The sequence below is a fragment of the Providencia sp. 6390 genome (genome assembly GCF_058148425.1).
In genome coordinates, this window is record NZ_JBYVYL010000002.1 from 247,921 (window position 1) to 270,992 (window position 23,072).

General features: G+C 39.5%; 21 protein-coding genes. 11 read left to right on the forward strand and 10 right to left on the reverse strand.

Features of this window, described 5'->3' with window-relative positions:
- Nucleotides 1–104: 104 nt before the first annotated feature.
- The 6 genes from AC3Z9T_RS06320 to AC3Z9T_RS06345 form a co-directional block, all read right to left on the reverse strand.
- Entirely contained in the window at nucleotides 105–854 is a 750-nt protein-coding gene (locus tag AC3Z9T_RS06320) for an IclR family transcriptional regulator (protein ID WP_490125360.1), read from the reverse strand.
- On the reverse strand, nucleotides 851–1,696 hold the full coding sequence (locus AC3Z9T_RS06325; RefSeq protein ID WP_490125361.1) for a nitrilase-related carbon-nitrogen hydrolase: 846 nt from the start codon (nucleotides 1,694–1,696) through the stop codon (nucleotides 851–853). The genes AC3Z9T_RS06320 and AC3Z9T_RS06325 overlap by 4 nt, the downstream gene beginning before the upstream one ends.
- A gap of 11 nt (nucleotides 1,697–1,707) precedes the next feature.
- Nucleotides 1,708–3,054, reverse strand: coding sequence for a purine-cytosine permease family protein (locus AC3Z9T_RS06330; RefSeq protein WP_490125362.1), 1,347 nt, complete (start codon nucleotides 3,052–3,054; stop codon nucleotides 1,708–1,710).
- A 599-nt stretch (nucleotides 3,055–3,653) separates the two neighbouring features.
- Entirely contained in the window at nucleotides 3,654–5,597 is a 1,944-nt protein-coding gene (gene macB / locus AC3Z9T_RS06335; RefSeq protein ID WP_490125363.1) for a macrolide ABC transporter ATP-binding protein/permease MacB, read from the reverse strand.
- Nucleotide 5,598: 1 nt separating this feature from the next.
- The gene (gene macA / locus AC3Z9T_RS06340) at nucleotides 5,599–6,702 is read right to left on the reverse strand and encodes a macrolide transporter subunit MacA (RefSeq protein WP_490125364.1); all 1,104 of its coding nucleotides are present in this window, start codon (nucleotides 6,700–6,702) and stop codon (nucleotides 5,599–5,601) included.
- Between the two features lie 70 nt (nucleotides 6,703–6,772).
- Nucleotides 6,773–8,437, reverse strand: a complete 1,665-nt coding sequence (locus AC3Z9T_RS06345) for a DUF2813 domain-containing protein (protein ID WP_490125365.1) — start codon at nucleotides 8,435–8,437, stop codon at nucleotides 6,773–6,775.
- Between the two features lie 389 nt (nucleotides 8,438–8,826).
- On the opposite strand from AC3Z9T_RS06345, the gene AC3Z9T_RS06350 reads away from it, so the two are divergent.
- The 8 genes from AC3Z9T_RS06350 (at nucleotide 8,827) to AC3Z9T_RS06385 (ending at nucleotide 16,503) form a co-directional block, all read left to right on the forward strand.
- The gene (locus AC3Z9T_RS06350; RefSeq protein WP_490125366.1) at nucleotides 8,827–9,726 is read left to right on the forward strand and encodes a LysO family transporter; all 900 of its coding nucleotides are present in this window, start codon (nucleotides 8,827–8,829) and stop codon (nucleotides 9,724–9,726) included.
- Nucleotides 9,727–9,845: 119 nt separating this feature from the next.
- The gene (locus tag AC3Z9T_RS06355; RefSeq protein WP_490125367.1) at nucleotides 9,846–11,321 is read left to right on the forward strand and encodes a DUF2867 domain-containing protein; all 1,476 of its coding nucleotides are present in this window, start codon (nucleotides 9,846–9,848) and stop codon (nucleotides 11,319–11,321) included.
- 101 nt (nucleotides 11,322–11,422) lie between these two features.
- On the forward strand, nucleotides 11,423–12,151 hold the full coding sequence (artP, locus tag AC3Z9T_RS06360; RefSeq protein WP_490125368.1) for an arginine ABC transporter ATP-binding protein ArtP: 729 nt from the start codon (nucleotides 11,423–11,425) through the stop codon (nucleotides 12,149–12,151).
- Nucleotides 12,152–12,169: 18 nt separating this feature from the next.
- Complete coding sequence (gene artJ / locus AC3Z9T_RS06365) at nucleotides 12,170–12,913, forward strand: arginine ABC transporter substrate-binding protein (protein WP_490125369.1); 744 nt, start codon at nucleotides 12,170–12,172, stop codon at nucleotides 12,911–12,913.
- Between the two features lie 12 nt (nucleotides 12,914–12,925).
- Nucleotides 12,926–13,666, forward strand: a complete 741-nt coding sequence (gene artQ, locus AC3Z9T_RS06370) for an arginine ABC transporter permease ArtQ (protein WP_490125370.1) — start codon at nucleotides 12,926–12,928, stop codon at nucleotides 13,664–13,666.
- Nucleotides 13,663–14,331, forward strand: coding sequence for an arginine ABC transporter permease ArtM (gene artM / locus AC3Z9T_RS06375; RefSeq protein WP_490125371.1), 669 nt, complete (start codon nucleotides 13,663–13,665; stop codon nucleotides 14,329–14,331). The genes artQ and artM overlap by 4 nt, the downstream gene beginning before the upstream one ends.
- Before the next feature lie 178 nt (nucleotides 14,332–14,509).
- Nucleotides 14,510–15,622 (forward strand): hypothetical protein, encoded by a 1,113-nt coding sequence (locus tag AC3Z9T_RS06380; RefSeq protein ID WP_490125372.1) that lies wholly within the window; start codon nucleotides 14,510–14,512, stop codon nucleotides 15,620–15,622.
- Nucleotides 15,623–15,801: 179 nt separating this feature from the next.
- A complete protein-coding gene (locus AC3Z9T_RS06385) occupies nucleotides 15,802–16,503 on the forward strand; it encodes an outer membrane protein (RefSeq protein ID WP_490125373.1) in 702 nt (233 codons plus the stop codon).
- 146 nt (nucleotides 16,504–16,649) lie between these two features.
- Here the strand turns inward: AC3Z9T_RS06385 and rlmC are convergent, their stop codons facing one another.
- The 3 genes from rlmC to AC3Z9T_RS06400 form a co-directional block, all read right to left on the reverse strand.
- Nucleotides 16,650–17,780: a 23S rRNA (uracil(747)-C(5))-methyltransferase RlmC gene (gene rlmC / locus AC3Z9T_RS06390; protein WP_490125374.1), complete on the reverse strand. Its 1,131-nt coding sequence runs from the start codon at nucleotides 17,778–17,780 to the stop codon at nucleotides 16,650–16,652.
- Between the two features lie 10 nt (nucleotides 17,781–17,790).
- A complete protein-coding gene (locus tag AC3Z9T_RS06395; protein ID WP_490125375.1) occupies nucleotides 17,791–18,288 on the reverse strand; it encodes a YbjN domain-containing protein in 498 nt (165 codons plus the stop codon).
- A 130-nt stretch (nucleotides 18,289–18,418) separates the two neighbouring features.
- Nucleotides 18,419–18,748, reverse strand: a complete 330-nt coding sequence (locus tag AC3Z9T_RS06400; protein ID WP_490125376.1) for a YbjC family protein — start codon at nucleotides 18,746–18,748, stop codon at nucleotides 18,419–18,421.
- Nucleotides 18,749–19,039: 291 nt separating this feature from the next.
- Between AC3Z9T_RS06400 and AC3Z9T_RS06405 the strand changes: the two genes are divergently transcribed.
- Complete coding sequence (locus AC3Z9T_RS06405) at nucleotides 19,040–19,303, forward strand: GrxA family glutaredoxin (protein ID WP_490125377.1); 264 nt, start codon at nucleotides 19,040–19,042, stop codon at nucleotides 19,301–19,303.
- Between the two features lie 235 nt (nucleotides 19,304–19,538).
- Here the strand turns inward: AC3Z9T_RS06405 and AC3Z9T_RS06410 are convergent, their stop codons facing one another.
- Nucleotides 19,539–19,958 (reverse strand): secondary thiamine-phosphate synthase enzyme YjbQ, encoded by a 420-nt coding sequence (locus AC3Z9T_RS06410; protein ID WP_490125378.1) that lies wholly within the window; start codon nucleotides 19,956–19,958, stop codon nucleotides 19,539–19,541.
- A 289-nt stretch (nucleotides 19,959–20,247) separates the two neighbouring features.
- Between AC3Z9T_RS06410 and ybjG the strand changes: the two genes are divergently transcribed.
- Both ybjG and AC3Z9T_RS06420 read left to right on the forward strand, forming a co-directional pair.
- Nucleotides 20,248–20,856: an undecaprenyl-diphosphate phosphatase gene (gene ybjG / locus AC3Z9T_RS06415; RefSeq protein ID WP_490125379.1), complete on the forward strand. Its 609-nt coding sequence runs from the start codon at nucleotides 20,248–20,250 to the stop codon at nucleotides 20,854–20,856.
- 848 nt (nucleotides 20,857–21,704) lie between these two features.
- Nucleotides 21,705–23,021, forward strand: coding sequence for a serine/threonine transporter (locus AC3Z9T_RS06420; protein ID WP_490125380.1), 1,317 nt, complete (start codon nucleotides 21,705–21,707; stop codon nucleotides 23,019–23,021).
- The last annotated feature ends 51 nt before the right edge of the window (nucleotides 23,022–23,072 follow it).

The following is a 23,072-nucleotide window of genomic DNA, read 5'->3' on the forward strand; positions in this document are numbered from 1 at the left end:
GATGGCAGATTATGTTCTTATTTCCTGGTGAAGGCGCATATTTACGCACTACAAATATTTATATTTTTATATTTTAACTTGGTAACAACTTGATGGTAATAACGTTATGACTCGGTACTGCGTTTTAACCAATAAGGATCCCCTACCATACTGCCGAGATAGGATGCTTTATGGCATATTTTAGAAGCTAACAGCTCTAATAATTCAGGTGTAATCTGTGATGCAGGCAAACTCAAACACAACGCATACAATGTGCCTTGTGAAGGGTCATAAACCGTACTTGATACCGATGCAACCCCCGCAACAGACTCATTGATTGAATAAGCCCAACCACGTTCTTCAATTTGATTTAACTCTTGACGTAATTTATCTTGTTTCTCTTGAGGCTCTTGGCAAATAATCACCTCGCGTTCACTCAAAGAATTACGTGATAGCAGTGCTTTACCCGTTGAAGTACCAGCGATTGGCAATTTAGTACCCGGTTGAGTGATCACTTGAAGTAAGCTGTTGCCAATACGTGCATGCACCACTCTGACTTTGTCTTTGTCCCTCAAAGATACATAAGTCGTAAAACCTGTTTCTTTGGTTAATTCATCAAGCGATTCAAGCGCCATATCAATTAGCGGGTTCATACCTCTCGCACGATGAGCCAATTCCATAATAATTAAGCCAGGTCGGTAAATAGGCGCATCATTTTTCTTTTCAAGTAAACCGTACTCTGCCATTTGCTTTAATAAGCGTGATGCTGAGCTTTTAGGCATTCCCAATTCATTGACTAAAGTTGTGACTGTCAGTTCATCGCCTGAGCGAAGAAATAAACGATATACGTCTACCACGCTGGAGAGAATACTCATAGTTCACCCGTAAGCTGAGGATCTTGTACCAACTGCTGATAGCTAAGAGGTTTTCTATCCCTTAAGTAAGGAATGCTCAGGCGGGTATGTGCTTGAGCCAGAAAATCAACTTCGCCAATCAGTAATTGTTCGCTATCACAACCTGCTTCATGCAACACTTGCCCACGAGGGCCTAATACTTTACTGCCACCAAACAGGTGCAGATCGCCTTCATCCCCCCAACGGTTAACCGCAAGCAGATGACAACCATTTTCTAATGCACGGCAAGCCGTATTGATATCCCACATGTCTCTGTCCTGAATACACCAAGCAGAAGGAGCAATCAGTATTTCAGCACCTTGTAAGGTTAAAATACGTGCAACCTCAGGGAATCCCATGTCATAGCAAATCATAATGCCGATTTTACCAATGGGGGTATCAAAAACAGGGTAGCTGTTTCCACTATTAAACCACTGTTTTTCAATGCCAAAAGCATGAACTTTACGGAAAACACCACTAATTTCATGGCAATTAGGAGTCCAAACTCCCACTGAGTTGTAAACTTCACCAAGGTATTCACCTCGCTCAGCAAAACCACTCACAATGGTAAGATCTAATTTTGTCGCGAGAGAGCTAAATAATTGATAGGTCTCACTACCTTCGCTATCACTCAGATCCCATAATTTTGTTGATAAAAGGTCTCCGCGATAACCTGTTGTCGCCAACTCAGGGAAACAGATCAATTTAGCGCCTTGCTCTGCCGCTTGATGGCAGATATCTGCCATTCGTTGTAAGTTTTCGGACTTCTCACCAAGCGTAGAATTAAATTGTGCAAGAGCTACCTTTACACTATTTTGGCTCATTGCCCTCACCCTTAATCTGAATGATTAACTTTACGGAATTGCACGGTATCGACGCCTTTAATTCGAGCTTGCAAACGCATAGCAACCCAATAGAGGATCGCGCTGACCACAAGTGAATTAAGTGCAGGCACACCAAAATCACTACTAAAAGGACCTAATGCAGAGCTTAACCAGCCCACAGCCACTGCGATCACCCAAACAATCAGTGTTATCGGGTTAAACGCTTCACACATTGAAGGCAATTCACCTTTAGCTCTTGTGGTGTCTAGCTCTTGACGATCGCGCTTCAATAAGTAGTAATCAACCACCATAATGCCAGCAACTGGTGGGATAGCGATGCCTAGATAAATCAGGAAACCGATAAAGTTATCTAAAATACCTAACATTGAAGCGATAGTACCAAAAATACCAATCACCCAAGTAAGATAACGACGGTCAAACTTCTTATTAAACACAGCGTTAAGTAATGTAGAAAAACCTAATGATGATGAATAAAGGTTGATATCATTCATTTTGATAGTTGAAAAGATAACAATCGATGCACCAATCAAACCGGTTAATGTCATCATCAAATCAAATACTTGATAAGTGTGCAGCGCAAGTGCCATCAATACAGAAATCATATTAACTAGCAGTTCGCCAAAAAAAGTCCCGATAAGAGTCATCCAGAAAACCTCTTTTGGGCTTTTCATAAAACGACTAATATCGGGTGTTGTAACAGCTGAAATAATAAACCCGCCAGCGACCATAGTAATCGCCGCAGGCATAGTCATAAGAGGCCCTGATGGTTCAGTATGACTAATAAGCTCACCAATATCCTGCCCTGAAAGCAAGTTATAAGTGGCCCAAACTAACGCAAGTAAAAATAGCGGCGTTGAGATATTGGCGGTAATAGATAAAAAGCGATACCCATATACCGTAATAACCGTCACCGCAATGCCTGTAATAAGCGACCAAGTCCCTGGTGTTAGCACATTCGTCGCTTTATACATTCCATCCGCAAAGAAACCGTTTTGTACGCCAAACCAACCCATCAGTGAAATCGCAATTGCGCCACCAATTAAAGCAGAGCCTAACTTACCAAACCCAGACCACCGTGACAGTAGACTGATTGACATTCCTTCACGACACGCAGCCGCCCCTAGTGCCCAGCTAACAACTTGTAAAATCACTGAACCTAGCATGGTGGCCCAAAACGCTTGCCAAAAAGTCAGCCCATAACCGAGGGCTGCACCTAACATCACCTGTGAAACACAGGCAAGTGAGCCAATTCGGATTACTAGTACTTCGTAGAACGGCCGACGAGCACTGAAAGGTACTCGAGCCAGAGAATAATCTTCACCTGTTTTATTCGCCATTTAGAATTCCTGCTGTGTGGATCTTTGCTATTGAGTTTATATTGGCTTTAACATTTTTGCAGTTCCATTTTACGGAACTCGGTTTCATTTATTCTACGAGACAAATGATATCCATGATCGATACCAAATCGCAAGTAGAATTTATCTTTTCGGACATTTTTTTAATGTCGAAATCGTACTATAACGGGAAAATTGACCGTTGGGGAGCGAAATTTATATAAAAATAAGTGCTTTGCACTATTCAACTAATGATTAGTGATACTTCACAAAATAGAAAAAATTTTATTAATATTCATTTCTGAGGCGATTAGGCAGGTCTAACTTAACGGTACAATTACCATTATTTATTATTTCAAGCATTGCACTTCGAATAATTTTAACATTCATTACAAAGCGCGTGATAAACCTTCTATCATAGCGCAAATGAGCAACCATCACCCATGAAGTTACTCTGAAAATGAATCAGTCAAAATAAAAAACACTCAACAAATTCAATAAAGAATAAGTATAAAGGTCAGTTAGTTACTAGAAAAATGTAGAGTGAAAACGGGATATCCGCTCCCCTCTACAAAAGATGAGTAAAGGGGAATCCCCACCAGCTATTCCCTAGCTAATGCATCAATTGGATTCAACCTTGCAGCGCTTCGAGCAGGTAAAAAGCCAAAAATCACCCCAATTGCTGTTGAGCAAAGAAATGCGCTTATCAACGCGATGGGCTGAAAAACAAACGTCCAACCTGGAAGCGCCATTTGAGCAATTAAACTAATGCCGTAAGAAAGCGCTATCCCCATCAGCCCACCAATCAAACAAACCAATATCGCTTCGATTAAGAATTGCTGCATTACATCGCTGGTTCGTGCGCCAACCGCCATGCGAATACCAATTTCTCGTGTCCTTTCCGTCACAGAAACTAGCATTATGTTCATGACACCAATTCCTCCGACAACCAATGAAATAACCGCCACCAGTGTCAAAAAAAGCTGCATGGTGCGCGTAGTTTTTTCCGCAGTTTTTACCAACGTATCAATGTTGTAGGTAAAAATATCTTTCTTGCCATGACGTAATGTTAACAAACGAGTAATTTGCTGCTCAGCAGTTTTAGCGTCTACACCTTCTTTTACTCTTACAACAATACTGTCGAGATAAGGACGGTTTAAAATTTTGCTGTTCACCGTTGTATCAGGCAGCCAAACTGATAAAGAATTATTCGAACCAAAAATAGATTTCTGCTCAGCCAGTACACCAATAATGGTTTCTGGCATATTACCTATCAATAATGTTTCCCCCACAACATTTTTTTGATTGGGAAAAAAACGCCGCTTTGTATTCGCATCAATCACCACCACTTGTGCTCGACGTTCAACCATATCAGGGGTGAAATTTATTCCCTCAGAAAACTTCTCTGCATATACCTGAAAATAATCACGACCAACGCCTAACAATTGCGCCGAAGCATCGAAATTTCCTCGACGTAATCGAGTGGATTTAGATAATTGTCCTGAAACCGCCTGTACATAGGATTGTTGAGCGATGGCATCCACATCCGCTACTTTTAATGATTGCCGATCTTGAGCATCATCACTGCCAAAATCTTCTCCGGGGTAAACAGAAATGGTATTTGTACCAATCGATTTAATATCGTTGAGCACCATCCCTTGTGCCGCATCACCAATCACCATGATCGAAACAACAGAAGCGATACCAATAATAATGCCTAACATAGTGAGCAAAGTGCGCATTTTATTGACAACCATCGCTCGCCACGCCATCAGTAATGCTTCGCTGAACCGCCCATAAATTTGCCCTAACGAAATGCGCCGTGGAATATTTTTTTGTACGGGTGGTTGTTTAATTGATGCAACGGCACCTGAATCACTGAGGATTTCACCATCTTTGATTTCAACAATACGTTCTGCCTGCTGAGCAACTTTCGGATCATGAGTCACGATAATCACAGTATGCCCTTGAGCACATAAGCCTTTGAGGATTTTCATCACCTCTTCACCTGAATGGCTATCGAGTGCCCCTGTCGGCTCATCGGCAAGGATCACCTGCCCTCCATTCATCAAAGCGCGTGCAATACTGACCCGCTGTTGCTGGCCTCCTGATAATTGGCTTGGTCGATATTCAACACGTTCACTTAACCCTAGTTGACTCAATAACTCTATTGCCCTTTGACGACGTTGTGCTTTGCCGGCACCTGCGTAAACAGCGGGTACTTCCACATTTTGTTCAGCAGTTAAATGACTCAAGAGATGATAGCGCTGAAAAATAAAGCCAAAGTGTTCACGACGTAGCTCAGCAAGCTGATCGTCATCCAACTGTGAGGTATTTTGTTGTGCAACAAAATACTCTCCTTCACTCGGCTTATCCAAGCAACCAATGATATTCATCAAGGTAGATTTGCCTGAACCAGATGCCCCTATAATCGCAACCATTTCCCCTGCATTAATGGTAAGCGAGACACCTTTTAGAACAGTAATTTCGCTTTCACCTGCGGGATAGCGCCGAGTAATACCTTTAAGCTCTAATAAGGCTGACATATTAGCTCTCCGCGTTACGACCAGTCACTACCTGCTCGCCCTCTTTAAGCCCTTCGATCACTTCGACTTGGACATCATTACGGCTACCTATCTTAACTTGTCGTTTTTCAGCTTTTTCGCCATCAAGCACCTCCACTTGATAAACCTGTGGAGAAACCTCATCGCCTAATGCTGATAACGGCAGGAGAAGCACATTTTTATGTGATTCTAGATCAATTTTTACTTGTGCCGTCATTTGCAACTTCAACAAATGCTGTGGGTTAGGAACTTCAAAACGTGCATAGTAAAAAATAGCATCATTAATTTTTTCAGGTGTAGGCAAGATATCTTTAAGCACACCAGAGAATCGCTTATCAGATGCACCTAAAACCGTGAATGATACCACTTGACCTGGTTCTAAATAGATCACATCGGCCTCTGAAACCTCGGCTTTAACTAACATAGTATTAAGGTCAGCTAAGGTTAGAATTGTCGGTGCTTCCTGTGCTGCAATCACCGTTTGTCCCTGCAATGTTTTAATAAAAGTGACTATACCATCCATCGGTGCAGTGATCTGTGTGTACTTCAGATTGGTTTTCGCCGTATCCAATGTCGCTTGATTGCGTTTGATTTGCGATTGATAAGTCGCAACTCGCGCTTTTTTCACTGCCACATCAGTTTGCGCCTGATCCAGTTCCTGTTTAGAAACCGCTTGCAGTTTGGATAAGCTTAATTGGCGCTGATAGGTCACTTCAGCCAGCTGCAGTTCCGCTTTAGCTAATGCCACGTTTGATTCTAATTCATGAATGGTTTCTTGAGCTTCAGTGACATCATTTTGCGCCTTTTTTGGGTCAATCACGGCCAACAAATCGCCTTTTTTGACCATGTCACCTTCTTTCACATACAAAGTCTGCAATTGACCACTGACTTGCGCTCCCACATCAACCTTACGCACCGCATCCAATTTACCAGTGGCTTGCACTTGTTTGTTTAAATCACCACGTGTTACAGCAACTGTTTGGAAAGATTCTTTTTTTTCACTTCCGAAAAAAAACAGCGCCGCGCCAACCGCCAGCAAAATAACCAGTATGGAAACTAGCCATTTTTTTCGTGAATTCACTCTCATTCAATATATACCTATATGATCAAAGAGAGAGGTCTCCCTCTCTCTAAATATTTATGTTTATCACATGCCTTTAGTAGGCTTTCCCCCTCGCTAACCACGCCACTCGCGAAAACATATTTTTCAACTGTGATGGGATAGAGTCTGGCCCCAATTCCGCTGCACGATTGACAATAGCAATAGCAAGATCAGGTTTTGACGTTTTGGAAATCGCTTTAATAATCACTCGACGAGTCGAAACCTTCGCGTTGTCGGGGATCCCTGCAATCTCATGGTAAAGATGACTAAAACCCTCCCGATACAGGAAATGCTCCATATCTGGTGCAGGTAAACGCGTTAACCGATCCCTTTCTGTATCATGCATTTTCTCTGCGTAACTGAGCGCCGTCGCTGCATATTTTTTACCTGCCTCGTCGCCATCAACAAGGGTATGCCATTCTATACCCATTTTATTGGCAAACTTTAACAAAGGCTTAAGACCACTTTGGGCAAACTCAATCACTTTGACGCCTTCAGTTTCAAAGTAATAATTACATTGTCTAGCTAACTCATTCATCAACCAAATCTCTGTTTCTCCTTCAACCAGTAACCAACAGCGAGCAAACATGGCTGAGGGCCGGTTAAAGCGGATATGAAAAGAAATTTTGCGAACCTCTTCGGGTGATAAATCGTTTTTACCTAGCCGATAAGCAGACACTTTTCCTGAGTCCCGAACTAAGCGGCACAAGTTTTCAATAGGAACTTGAGATAACAACTCGCCTGAATTCGTGGTTGTGAGACGCTGTAAAGAAAATAAATTTAATAGCCCCCATGCGATGGATAGCATGATCGGGTGCAAACGTGTTTCGGGATCTTCGACAATCACCAATGGCCGAGCGTATTTATCCAATTGGATGTTACCCTTTGATTGTAATAGAGAAGAGAACATACCTAATATAATTAAACGGATATTACGTTCGTTTGGTTTAGCAACAATGCGGCTAATATTATCTAGCGCATGCCAGCCTCTTTTGCGGGGCTCCAGCTTTACCGTGGATTGATGCGTTTGAAAGATGTGATTACTTTGCCCCGCAAAGTAATGACTTAGCAATTGCTGCATCGCATCAATACCTTCAACTAGCTCATCATTACTCAAGCGCTGTGGGTTATTGATCAAAGCACGAGTCAAATCTTCCATGCGTGAATTAAACACATCACGGATCTCTTTTTCACCAGCAACCAAGGTTTCAGGGTTTAATGTACTGAGGAAACGTGCATCTCGCAGACGGAGCACGGGATATAGGCGGATAATTTCTTTAATATATTTACCCACATTATCCAGTGATAGCTTATTTCCCCCTGCATTCAGGAAACTACGGTCAACGCTGATCGTGCCATCTTCTTTCAATTCAGCGCTCACACGATAAAAAATATGTTTTAGGTCATCATCATTATCGACCCAAACAGAGGAAAGGTTATGAAAACGATACGAACGATGGCGACCAGGGCGGCTCTCACAAAACTTAAGCACTATTTGTAATGAGCGAAACCGAGAAGCGTCATCACCCGTTGAATGGTGAAAATCATGTTGATTAAATTGATAATTTTCTTGCTCAGGGGAAAGCAAAATTGTCAAAGCATCCAAAAGGCTCGACTTTCCCCATGAGTTTTCTCCCACTAAAACCGTGTTTTTATTTAAAGCTAATGAGAGCCGGTTAATCCCTCTAAAACCGTATATTTCCACACGTTCCAGATACATACACCCTCTCCTTGCTATGATCTATGTTGAAAGCTTACCTCATTAACGGCTTACATGACTATAAGCGTGATCGAAAATTAAATATATTCACCTCAACATAGCTAACCATATTGAGCATCGATTATTAGTGTTATAAAATAGTTAAACTTTATTTTTTAGTCTTTTTATCCTATTTTCTATCGTTAGATAGAGAAAAAGGCGATATCGCAATTAATGCGATTCAATAATTGATATAAAAATAGTAACAAAAGCAATTACTCTAACAATATATACTCTAAATAATTCAAGGTGCAGTAGGCGGCAAGTGCATTCAGGTCAACAACGCTGAAACTTGAAGTATGATGAGTATAATAGCCCCTTGTTAATGGGATAAATTAAAGGATGCGAAAATGTATTCAGGATTACTCATTATTTTACTACCGTTAACGCTAGGTTATCTTATCTCTATCAAAAATAAAAAGATCCTTGGCATTGTGCATCGCTCCTTAAATTCAATGGTGTATATCATTCTATTTTTAATGGGGATCACCCTCGCGTTACTTGAAAACTTAAGTGCCCATTTATTTTCAATTTTAATTTATGCATTAACATTCTTTGTATGCATATTTTCACTCAACCTTATTTCATTATTGCTATTAGATAAATTTGATCCGTGGAAAATTCCAAAACATAAACAAGAAAAACCACCTTCACGTATCAAAATGGTACTTGAATCATTACAACTTTGTGGTGTGCTCCTCATTGGCTTCTTCGTTGGCTTAACGGGGTTTAAATTCCTTCACTATGCCGATAAAGGCAGCCAAATCGCGCTGATGATTTTACTGTTACTGGTTGGTATCCAACTACGCAATAGCGGTATGAGCCTAAAACAAATTTTAGTTAACCGACGCGGCACCACTATCGCACTTGTGATGGGGGCAAGCGCCCTAGCGGGTGGTGCGATTGCAGCTTTCTTATTAGGCATTCCAGTAAAAATGGGGTTAGCTCTCGCTTCCGGTTTTGGTTGGTACTCATTAACAGGTATCGTATTAACCGATGCCTATGGCCCTGTTATGGGGAGTGCCGCATTTTTTAATGATCTTGCTCGCGAATTAGCAGCCATTATGTTGATCCCTTTAATTATTAACCGTTATCGTTCCACTGCATTAGGCATTTGTGGCTCGACCTCCATGGATTTTACGTTGCCCGTATTACAGCGCAGCGGCGGAGTTTCTATTGTTCCTGCCGCGATTGTTCATGGCTTCGTGCTCAGCCTCATCACGCCAATTTTAATGGCATTCTTTACGTAATTGTTCGCAACAACAATAAATATCCAGCAAGTCTTAAAATGACGATATTTAACAGCACTTTACATAAGTAGAATTTCAGTCACAATAGCGATAGGTGAGCGTAAAAACAGGAAATCGACATGAATGAACAACAGCGTATCTTAGTGTTAGGTGCCAGTGGCTATATTGGACAAAATTTAATCCCTGAATTAATCAAACAGGGTCATCAAGTCACTGCCGCAGCCAGACGAGTGGATTGGATGCTGTCACAAGGTTGGCAAGATACACAATGTATTTATGTTGACTTACAAGATCCTGAAACGCTTAAAGATACAATGAAAGACATTGATATTGTCTATTTCCTTGTTCATAGCATGGCCGATCAAGCAAACTTGATTGAACGTGAGCGCACAGCTGCTCGTCACGTTCAACAGGCCCTCGACAATTCCGATGTAAAACAAGTTATTTATCTAAGTTCACTACAGCATGGCCATAGTTATTCACAACATCTTATCTCACGTCGACTAACCGGTGAAATTCTGCGAGAAAGCAAAGTCCCTGTGACTGAAATTCGCTCTGCAATCATTGTCGGTTCGGGTTCTGCGGCCTTTGAAATCATGCGTGACATGGTCTACAACTTAGCCATTTTAACACCACCACGTTGGGTTCGCTCTAAATCATCCCCCATTGCACTGAGCAATATCCTGTTTTACCTCACTGAACTTGCCAAACTGCCAATCACTGAAAGTCGCATTTTTGATGCAGGTGGCCCTGAATATATGAGCTACCAAGAGTTATTTAAACGCTTTATTAAAGTCAGTGGTAAACGTCGATTATTGGTGCCAATTCCTATTCCAATCAGCATGATTTCAGTGCATTTTATCAGTTTGATCACCTCCGTCCCGCCATCTATCGCCAAAGAGTTGATCCAAGGTTTACAGCACGATTTACCTGCAGATGACAAAGCACTACGTGAACTTATCCCACAAACATTGGTTTCATTCGATGAGGCGGTGAAAACCACGTTAGCCCAAGAAGCAGATGCGATTGACAATGCTGATTGGGGGTATGATCCTGAAGTCAAAAAGCGCTGGCGTCCTGGGTATGGTTTCTATCCGAAGCAAGCGGGTTTTACCTTAGGCACATCGGCAAGCACTGAATCTTTATGGCATACCGTTCAGCAAATTGGCGGAAAAGAAGGCTATTTTTATGCCAATGGGCTTTGGAAAACGCGTGCCATCATGGATGATATGATGCTAAACAAAGTCAAGTATGGCCGACCAGACCGCGAAGAGCTACAACTTGGCGATGAAATAGATGGCTGGCGAGTGATTAATATCGAACCAAATAAACAACTTAGCTTATTATTTGGTATGAAAGCACCTGGTTTAGGCCGTCTGACTTTTACCATCCATGATAGTGGTAGCCGTCGTTCAATCGATGTAAGAGCTTGGTGGCATCCAGCAGGTTTCAGCGGTTTACTCTATTGGTTCGCCATGATGCCCGCGCACTTATTTATTTTTAAAGGGATGGCTAGGCGCATCAGTGAACTTGCTTTTGAGCGAGACAAACAACTCGCTAGCCAACCACAAACTGAACAATTGCCTGCTGAATAGTTGGGCTTTCAGCAAAACCAAATTTTTATGCATATAATATTGCATAATTATGCTTACAGGATTAATATCGATGTCAGTTTAACAAGGTATTATTGGTAAGCATGAGCATTCAATTAAAAAATATAAACTGTTTCTATGGCTCCCATCAGGCACTTTTTGACATCAACTTAACGTGTCCTGCTGGTGAAACCATGGTATTACTTGGGCCTAGCGGAGCAGGAAAAAGCTCATTGCTTCGTGTACTGAATCTGCTAGAAATGCCACGTTCAGGTTTGCTTAACATTGCGGGTCAGCAATTTGATTTTGCGTCGGCTCCTGATGCCAAAGCAATTCGAGCATTACGTCAAAACGTAGGAATGGTTTTTCAACAATACAATCTATGGCCACACTTGACCGTCATCGATAATTTGATTGAAGCACCATGCCGTGTCTTAAAATTGTCACGTCAAGAAGCAAAAGCAAAAGCTGAAAAATTGTTAGAACGTTTACGGCTGACTCAGTTTGCTACACGCTTCCCTTTGCATTTATCGGGTGGTCAGCAACAACGCGTTGCCATTGCTCGCGCATTGATGATGGAACCACAAGTGCTACTGTTTGACGAACCAACAGCCGCACTGGATCCTGAAATTACTGCTCAAGTTGTCGATATTATTCGTGAATTATCAGCGACAGGTATTACTCAGGTGATCGTGACTCACGAAGTCGAAATTGCACGTAAGGCTGCTAGCCGTGTGGTATACATGGAGAATGGTCATATCGTAGAGCAAGGAGATGCTAGCCATTTCGCGGCACCTCAAACTGAAGCATTTGCAAATTATCTGTCACACTAATAGATATAGGATTAAGCAATGAAAAAAATTATATTAGCTGCACTACTTGGCGCTGTAACCCTATCTGCATCTGCGGCGGAAAAAGAAACTATCCGTTTTGCAACAGAAGCAACTTATGCACCGTTTGAAATGTTTGATAAAAACAACCAAATCGTCGGTTTTGATGTTGACCTTGCAAATGCAATTTGTGCAAAAATGGATGCAACTTGCACCTTTACTCACCAATCGTTCGATAGCTTGATCCCTAGCCTAAAATTCCGTCGTTTTGAAGCCTTGATGGCAGGCATTGATATTACGCCAGATCGTCAAAAACAAGTAGACTTCACTGATACTTATTATCCTAATTCAGCTGAATTTATTGCAATTAAAGAAAAAGTGTCTTCTTTAGATCAACTGCAAGGTAAAAAAATTGGTGTACAAAATGGTACGACCCACCAAAAATACATCATGGAACAGCATAAAGGTATGACAACTGTGCCTTACGATAACTACCAATCCGCGATCCTTGATCTGCAAAATGGTCGTATTGATGCCGTTTTTGGTGATACCGCGGTGGCTGATGAGTGGTTAAAAGCGAAAGGCAACGAAAACTTGGCACCAGTGGGTGAGAAAGTGACTGATCCACAATACTTTGGTATCGGTTTAGGTATCGCAGTTCGTAAAGGCAATAAAGAATTATTAGATAAAATGAATAAAGCATTAGCTGAAGTTAAAGCAGATGGTACTTATGACGTTATCTACAAAAAATGGTTTGAACAATAATCGATACAGTTAATGAACAATTTTCTTTTTCTAACAAGTGCCGCCGGTTTAACCGTCGGCCTTGCTGTTTCTGCCCTAATATTGGGCCTGATCCTCGCCATGCTATTTACAGCATGGGAATCTGCCCGCTTTAAGCCCATTGCCTTCTTAGGCACCTGTTGGGTGACATTAATTCGCGGCTTACCAGAACTGCTTGTTGTCTTGTTTGTCTACTTCGGGACACTACAGCTGATAAATTTGTTAGGCGATGGCATCGATATCAATTTAGGGTTTTGGCAAGCCACCTTACAGATTGATCCAAGTATTTTCTTTGCGGACAGCGGTGAGTTTGACTTCACACCTTTTGCCTGCGGTGTCGTAGCATTAGCCCTACTGTATGCATCCTATGCCTCACAAACACTACGCGGCGCATTAAAAGCAGTTCCTTATGGGCAATGGGAAGCGGGCCTTGCACTTGGGCTAACTAAGCGAACCATTTTCTTTCGCTTTATCATGCCGCAAATGTGGCGTCATGCCCTACCCGGTTTAGGTAATCAATGGTTGGTGCTACTAAAAGATACCGCGCTAGTGTCTTTAATTAGTGTTAATGATTTGATGCTGCAAACAAAAACCATCGTTAACCGTACCCATGAACCTTTTACATGGTATGCCATCGTTGGATTAATCTACCTTGCTATCACTTTATTAAGCCAAGTTATTCTGAAACGAATTGAATTGCGAACCACCCGTTTTGAGCGAGGTGAATCGCAATGATTGATCTGATCTTAGATATACTGCCTGGTTTACCAACCAGTTTGTCTCTAACCTTTAGTGCACTGCTAGTGGCTTTTATATTAGCCATCTTGTTCACACTGATATTATCACTGAAAACACCTGTCATTTCACAGGCAGTCAAAGTGTACATTACGTTGTTTACAGGTACCCCACTGCTGGTCCAATTTTTCTTAATTTATAACGGGCCAAGCCAGTTTAAATCATTGCAAAATTACCCGATGCTTTGGGATTTTATCTCCACACCTTGGGTATGTGCGATGGTTGCCCTAGCGCTTAATAGTGCAGCTTATTCAACTTTATTATTCCATGGCGCAGTTAAAGCGATACCATCAGGGCAATGGCAATCATGCCAAGCGTTAGGGATGTCAAAAGCACAAACAATGCGTATTATCTTACCTTACGCATTTAAGCGTTCACTTTCATCTTATTCAAATGAAGTGGTATTAATATTCAAAAGTACCTCACTCGCCAGCACCATAACCATGATGGATATTATGGGTTACAGTAGCCAAGTCTTTGGACAAAGCTGGGATGTGATGGCATTCGTCGCTGCAGGCATCATTTACCTCGTGGTTAACGCGATCCTCACCATTATTATGCGACTGATAGAGCGCAAAGCACTGGCTTTTGAGCAAAGAAACTAACTATTCATTTTCTCTAGATTAAAAGGGCTTGTTTATTACAAGCCTTTTTTATTTATCACGTAGAATATCTATTTTAAAATAATTCACTGATATAAGTTGCGTGAAATATACAAGACGAAAGGTAACCATGTCTTATAGTTAAACCCCAATGAATCTAACTGAGTCATAAGGTTTCGCTATGCCAATAAAAACAAACCACTATTCAATAAAATTTAACCAATATGATTTAATTAATTACATCAAAAAAAACACCCATGATGAGTTTATCAAAAAAATCATTGGAATTGACAACATTCGTTATATTTATGATGGTTTATGTTATGGGTTAACAGATAGGTTTCTTGCCAATGCCTATAAAAACAAAGAGATTACCTTTATTCAAAAATTAATAGCCTCATTCAATATTACTCCTTCTCACTTCCTCCGTTATGGGCAATCGAATAATCAACAAGAGCAACACCTACACTATAAAAACAAAACTTGTTTCAATGAATTATTTCATGGTATTTTTAAGGCTCAGTTCAATCAAAATATTTTTGCTGACCTACAAAATACTATTCATCAATTCACATACCCACCAATAAATAAGAAAGAAGAAGTTTTCGATTATATGAATCGAGTTATTGATAAAAACGTCAGGAAAATTTGCGTATCAAAAAAAGTATTAAGACCGTATTTTCATCAACTTAAAATTCTTCTTAGCCAAGTAAATAAAGCTATACTCACTCCCTCAATACAATTATCTACAATAGAAAACAACACCAATTTTCAAAAATTAATTGAAATAGTGAAGTGTAGCTGCCTAAATCCACAACAAAATAGCATCTCAAATGATAGAATTAAATTATTTTTATATTATTCAGCAAAATATCTCGCTAAAGAGGTTTTAAATAAAACCATTATCTACAATGAAATAACAGGAGCATCATATTTATCAACAGATCACGATATAAAGGATTATGATATTGATAGCTATAATGAAATGATAACCTTAAAAGAATTAAAATTTAGAATTAATAAAGCCGCAAATAAAAGAGAAATTCTAGCATGTGATTTATGCAATAAAAACCATGCTATGGCTATCATAGTTCAACCATTACCTTATAAAAATAAAATTGGTTTTGAATTTTTTGAGCCCAACAAAGGATTATTAGTAACGAATAAAAAAAGGAACTTCATTGAATTCATCAATAGAGTAGTTAAAAAAAGTAGTGATTTTATAAGAAATAACAATGGTGAAAAATGTATAGAAATAACAAGGAGTTTTATTATAAATAAACCACAAAAATAACAAATTATAATTTATTTAAAAAATAAATATTTAAATAAAAATATAACAAAGCGATTAAAAAAAGATAGTGTCATTGCATTAATAAAAAAACTAATTTATAAATTTATTTTTATTTATGTCACAATAACTAATTAATGACATCTATTAGTTAAATATTAAATATAAACATAGGGATTATTATGAAAAAGTCTTTTCTTGCCTTACTAATTGGAAGTACTGCATTTACAGCTAATGCTGCTGATAATACTGGATTTTATATGTCAGCTAAAGGCGGTTATTCATTTGTAACCTCATCAAAATCAAATACCAAGTATAAATTTATTGATTTAAAGGATAACTACGATCTCGATAGTAAGTTAAAAGATAATTATACCTATGGAGCAGCGATCGGTTACGATTTTTACGAAAAGCTTAGTTTTCCGCTCCGAACTGAAATAGAATATATGATGCGCGGGCAAAATAGCAATTCAACAGAAAGAAAATCCGCCACAAACAAATACACAACCAAATTAGATAGTAAATTACGCATACAAACATTGATGCTAAATGCCTATTTTGACCTAAAAAATAGTACTGCATTTACCCCTTATATTGGTGCAGGTATCGGCTATGCAGGTTTAAAAAATGATATCAATACCACTGTCACTGATAGCTCTTTAAGCGTTAAGACGTCCTCAAGTGCAAAAGCCCCCAATGTTGCTTGGAGTTTAAGTGCAGGTATTCAATATGCAGTCACAGCGAATGTTGATATAGATTTAAGTTATCGTTATTTTAATGCTGGTAATTATTCAATCAATATTAAAAATGAAAAACAAACTATTGACTCTAAATTTAAAGTCGAAAGTAATGATATTTTACTTAGTATAGCTTATCGATTTTAATATAATAAAAAATTCACTTAGAATATTAAGTCAGCGAATTAAATAATTATGTCATTATGATTTAATTATTGTTTTTAATCCTTTCCCATTCTGAATAAAGAATGATGAAGCCATTTATACTCTAAATAATATGGCTTCATTATTTTTTAACCACCTTTGATTAACAACACTAACACTTCATAGTGTGCTGTATGTGGAAACATATCAAATAATTGTACTTTCACTACCTGATACCCCATTAACCGCTCAATATCTTTTGCCATCGTTTGTGCATTACAACTTGAATATAAAATATAGTCAGGTTGCATAGTTGAAAGATACTTACATAAAACCTCACCAATACCACGCCTTGGTGGATTGACTAACACTAACTGAGGTATGTGTTCTTTATCGGTGGCAAATTTTGTCGAATCTAAAGCTTGAAACTCAACATGTTGTAATCCAAGTTCTTTAGCTGACTGGGTCGCACTGGCAATTGCGGGAGCGCTGATTTCAATCCCTGTTAATTTAGTTTCTGTTTCTGCACAATGTAAGCCAAAACCACCAACCCCACAGAATAAATCCCATAGACTGGTAATATTGAGTGTTCTTACCCATTCACGAGCGGTTTGATAAAGCTTTGCGGCAACCGCAGGATTAGTTTGAAAAAAACTATTAGGCCGTATAAATAGCGGTACTTGATTAAATTCTTCACGTAACGTTTGTTGAGTTGTTAAAATAATTTCTTGTTCGCCTTCTAAAATTGCCATATGAACAGGCTGTATATTGACAGTCACAACGGCCAATTGTGGGAGCTGTTCCTGTAGCCAAGGCAAGGCTTTTTTCAGTTGCTCAACTTTCTTTTCTGAGCGTAATACAAAACGCAACATAAATTGGCCATTGTGCTGACTTTGAGTCAACAGCAAATACTTCAATTCACCGCGTTTACGTTCAATGTTATAAGGTGTTAAACCCGCCCTCGCGATAAAGGGTTTCAAAACATCAAATACGACTAAAAAACCTTCAGTATACAAGGGACATTCTGTTAAGCTAACCGCTTCACCATGCGAATTAATGATCCCCAATATCGGTTTTTCAACACTACCACTGACGACCATTTTGGCTTTATTACGAAACCCTTGTTGTGGACTGGCAACAGCAGGTTGAAATACAGAGGCGGATAATGAAGGCAATAACGCAGACAAGTTTTCTTGTTTTAATTGAATTTGTTGTTCTGCCGAAAATTCCAGCCACTGGCAAGAATGGCACTCTCCCGCCTGATATTTTTCACAATACATAATTTAAAAACTAATGAAGGATTATAGAAGGGTTATCATCAACTTCAGGATCAGCCATTTCTTCCTCAAATTCGTCTTGGCTCGAATAAAGTAAGTTATTACTGTAGATTTCAAACACAATTGAGGATATCTGATCTTCTGCTTGTTGTAGAAAATGACAAAACTGGCGATACGTCATTCCAGCTTCGAGTGAAAATGATTGGCTAACAATTAACTTTGGTAAGTTTTCATTATTGATCTCAAGGAAAACCTTTGCAGTCAAAGAACTCGCGTTGATTTGACTAATGTTAGCGACTAAAGTCACTATCGCTGTTGGTTTCAGCTCGGCTAATGCAGAAAGTACTAGCACATTATTAATAATGTCCAGTTTTGCATCAAAGATGCCATCAATATTTTGCATATGTGGTAAATGCAACGCAGCACAAGAATCACACTCGAAATAAGATGTTTTGAGTTGATCTAGCCATTCACGTAATTGTGAGATGTCAGGGTAACTAATAGTATCCATGGGTTATAACCTTCTTCAACTCAAATGATAACAGGTAGAAACAAACTGGCTTTAACTAACACGTATTAGGTTAGTAAGAAAAGTGGGCAATTTTCACACATCAACTGTGAAAACACCAGTAAAACCGTGCTCACTCCCCCTTTTCATCCTTTTTATCATCATCACTGCTGACTTGCTTTCTACCCGGCCTAACTGCTTTTTGATTATCTATACCTAAAAAACTTAGCCCGTGGATCGCTCGCCAAACAATATTAATCGTCGCAGGGATCAAGCAGCCAATGCCAACCATGACAATCGCCACTAATGCACCTTTTTGCATCAACGGCTCAGGGAGCTCTAGATAGCCATTCATCGCGAGCAATACCACTATCAGCAGTACGATCCCTATTCCTTCTAAAATTAAAATGGGCTTTGGCAAATCTGATAGTGAACGCATTTGGCGCTGTGGCTTGTTACTCATAACATATCCTTTTCAACACATAATCTTTTTTAAGAGTATATACTCTAAATAATTCGAGGTGCAGCTAGGCGGCAAGTGAGCGAGCCGCTAGGAACATACTAAAGTATGTGACTAGTGCGAGTGAGTGTAGTCACTTATACCTTAACGAAAAGCGCTGCAACTTGAAGTATGACGAGTATAAACCAGACCTATACCAACAAAAGGAAAAATCACCTTTTATTTCTGGTTTGTTATAGGCATAGTAGTGGGCATTGTAAATAAAAAACTGGAATTCGTTATATAGGAGATACTATGTACACTGTTATTTTTGGTCGCCCTGGCTGCCCATACTGTGTCCGCGCTAAAGAATTAGCTGAAAAACTTAAAAATGAACGTGATGACTTTGACTACAACTATGTCGATATTCACGCTGAAGGGATCACAAAAGAAGATCTTTCAAAAAGTGCGGGTGTAGATGTGCAAACTGTCCCACAAATCTTTATTGATAAAAAACATATCGGTGGCTGTACTGATTTCGAAGCTTACGCTAAAGAGCACCTTGACCTTTACAAGTAAGCTTCCATCTCGCGGCTCACTGCTCAAGTTGAGCCGCTTGCTTTGCTCAATTTGTGCTACTTCCTACCAAAAGTAAAAAATAATGCAACTTTTTTTTCTTGCTTGCGAACTTTCTTATTTAAAGAGGGTCTTAATTTATGCCACTGCTTTTCTTTGATGTCCCCATATTGAGGAGCCCGATAGCCAACTATATGTTTTATCGCTATCGGGTTTTTTGTTGCTGATAGAAAGTCAGTCACTCCCCCTGTAAAGTCACAACTAACCGACGCTCTCCACCATAGTTACGATGTTCACAAAGGTAAATACCCTGCCAAGCCCCTAAATTCAATCGACCGTTTGTTATAGGAAGCATTAAGCTCGCCCCTAAAATGCTGCTTTTCAGGTGAGCTGGCATATCATCACTGCCTTCATAATTGTGTTTATAGTAAGGTTCATCTTCAGGAACCGCATGGTTAAAAAAGCTTTCAAAGTCCTGCCTTACCGTATAATCCGCATTTTCATTGATGGTTAATGATGCCGATGTGTGTTGAATGAATACGTTCAACAACCCTATTTTTATCTGCTTGATCTCAGGTAAGTGATGGAGGATCTCATCTGTCACCAAATGAAAGCCTCTTTCTTTTGCCGCTAACCTGATCTCTTTTTGGATCCACATAAGCGTTCCTTATAAGGATTTTTGTTAATTATCTATTAAGTCGATCATTAACAAAACGTAAATTTTTTTCTTTATTAAGATAAAGGGACTTTACCTATACAGCAAGAAACTCTACTCTCTCGCTTTATACTCGTCATACTTCAAGTTGCAGGGGTGTTGACTACGCTCAGCTAGCCGAATCACATAGTTTACCTATGCTCATCGACTATCTTCGCTTGTCGCCTACCTGCAACTCGAATTATTTAGAGTATAAGTCTTAATTTTCACCCATTTTCCGAGGTACATTACCGTGCTGGAACAACTCAATCTGGATTTGTTTAACCTAATCAATGCGACACCAGAGTCTGCGAGTGGCACCATTGCATTTGCGACAATCATTGCTAAACGTCTGATTTTACTCTTTCCACTGTTTACTGTCGCCTGTTGGTTCTGGGGAGCCAAACCAGACATGGCGCGTCAGAGAGCATTTGTCTGTAAAACCGCTTACGCATTAGTGATTGGCCTCGCTATCTCATGGTTAGTAGGCTTAGTTGCCCCTCATGATCGCCCTTTTGTTATGGGTGTAGGAACCAATTTTCTTGATCACGATGCAACCTCTTCTTTCCCTAGTAATCATGGCACTATCGTCTTTACCTTTGTCTTTGCTTTCTTGTTCTGGCTAAGAACTTGGGTTGGCTTGCTAATGTTAGTTCCTGCCATTGCCATTGCATGGTCTCGTATTTATCTAGGTGTTCACTGGCCACTGGATATGGCAGGAGCATTTATTTTAGGCCTTATCGCTTGCGGATTAACTCAAATTCTTTGGGTTATCATTGGCTATAAAATCCAAGCACCTTTGACTCGCTTATATCATCTCGTATTCTCTGTTCTTATACGTAAAGGCTGGTTCCAAGCATAATAGCCTTAATCATTCAGAGCTGGTGTTTTTTAAACCAGCTCTGAATTTTGCGTTGAATCAACATTTTGTTTTATTTTTTCATTCGTAAAATGAACAAAAAAGAACTTTTTCCGAAAAATAAATAACAGTAAATTAACAAATGTTTTGTAACGTTTTTTAATTATTTTTTGCTTCGAAAAATAAGTATTAGTTTCCTATTTGAAGATCTTCATTTTTCATTAATGTATTGCAAATAAGGAAACTAAAAAAACGATAACTAATACCCTTGTAAATCACTTCACAAAAACCAACATCAACCAATAAAATCAATAAATTAAATAAAAAACCAAAAGTATATAATACATTTTTATTCAGCAATTCTGTTTAAAACCAATTTATTCTAGCTTTATTTATTTAGAGAATACCACTTCATTAACATAGTAACATTACTCTCTCTAAATATAGATAAATGCATAACTCCTTATGACTGTCTATTTTCTAGCAGGATAAATAACACTATTTTAGTTAATCTTAAGGTAAATTTTTTAACATTTTTATAAAAATCGTGAAATAGCAATATTGAGGACATTTTTCTCTTTTGAGAGTATGATCACGGTGATTTCTACTGAAAATATGTACATTTGCACCCTCAAAATCGGTTTATCAAATTTACATATAAAATTAGCAAAACTGATTGAAAATAAATCTACTCTCAGTTTTATATTTATTTCCAATCAGATTGTTACGTAGAAACAAAAGACTGCACGTTATATTTGGCGATTATTTGTTCGTACCAAAAGATTAAAACATCAGTGATGGTTATGCCTTCACTAGGTGCCTATTTTTTGACTTTTATTTCGGAGACTATTATGGATACAACTCGAGTTGGTTCCATCGATAAAACAGCCTCGCAAACTAGGGATGCTCGCGCTTGGCGTAAAACTGATACAGTATGGATGCTGGGCTTGTATGGTACAGCTATCGGTGCTGGTGTACTGTTTCTACCTATCAACGCAGGTATGAGCGGGTTACTTCCTGTTCTACTGATGTTGGTATTAGCTTTCCCTATGACCTTTTTTGCCCACCGTGGGCTGACTCGATTCGTACTTTCTGGTTCAAAACCAGATGGCGATATCACTGAAGTGGTAGAAGAGCATTTTGGCCGTACCGCAGGTAACTGGATCACTCTGCTTTATTTCTTCGCTATCTATCCAATTTTATTGGTTTACGGTGTATCTATCACCAATAACGTACATAAATTCCTAACTGAGCTGATGGGCTTTACTGCCCCACCACGCTGGTTATTGGCATTAGTGCTAGTCGGTGGGATCATGGCAATCGTCTCTTTCGGTGAAAAATATATCGTCAAAGTGATGAGTATGCTGGTGTTCCCATTCATTGCAGTATTGCTTGCTTTCTCTCTTTATATGGTTCCTCATTGGAATGGTGCAGTGCTAGATACATTAACCATGGAAGGCATCGCAGAAGCAGCGAAACATAGCGGCGGTCAAAGCATATGGGTCACTATTTGGTTAACCATCCCAGTCATGGTTTTTGCGTTTAACCATTCACCAATTATCTCTGCATTCTCTGTTGCTAAACGTGAAGAATACGGCGATCAGGCAGAGCAAAAATGTTCTCGCATACTGGCATCTGCACATATTCTAATGGTGTTCACTGTTATGTTCTTTGTGTTCAGCTGTGTATTTACACTGTCTTCAGCTGACCTTGCCCAAGCAAAAGCACAAAATATCAGTATTCTTGATTACCTGTCAGGCTACTTTGATCAACCATTCATCAAGTTTGCAGCCGCAATTATTGCTTTCGTTGCTATAATTAAATCATTCCTTGGTCACTATTTAGGTGCTCGTGAAGGTTTCAATGGCTTAGTTGAACGTGCTTACCGCGCAAAAGGCAAAACAATTGATATCCGCAAACTAAACCGTGGCACAGCTATCTTCATGCTAGTCACCACTTGGTTAGTGGCAACTCTGAACCCTGGTGTACTGGATATCATTGAAAGCCTCGGTGGCCCAGTTATTGCTATCTTACTGTTCCTGATGCCGATGTATGCAATCAGCAAAGTACCTGCAATGCGCAAGTACTCAGGTAAAATCAGTAATGTGTTTATCGTTATCATGGGCTTAGTGGCTATCTCTGCCGCAGTCTACAAGTTGTTCTTCTAATTGCTTTTATAAGGAGGATGACCACTCCGGCGGTCATCCCCACCCCCTTCA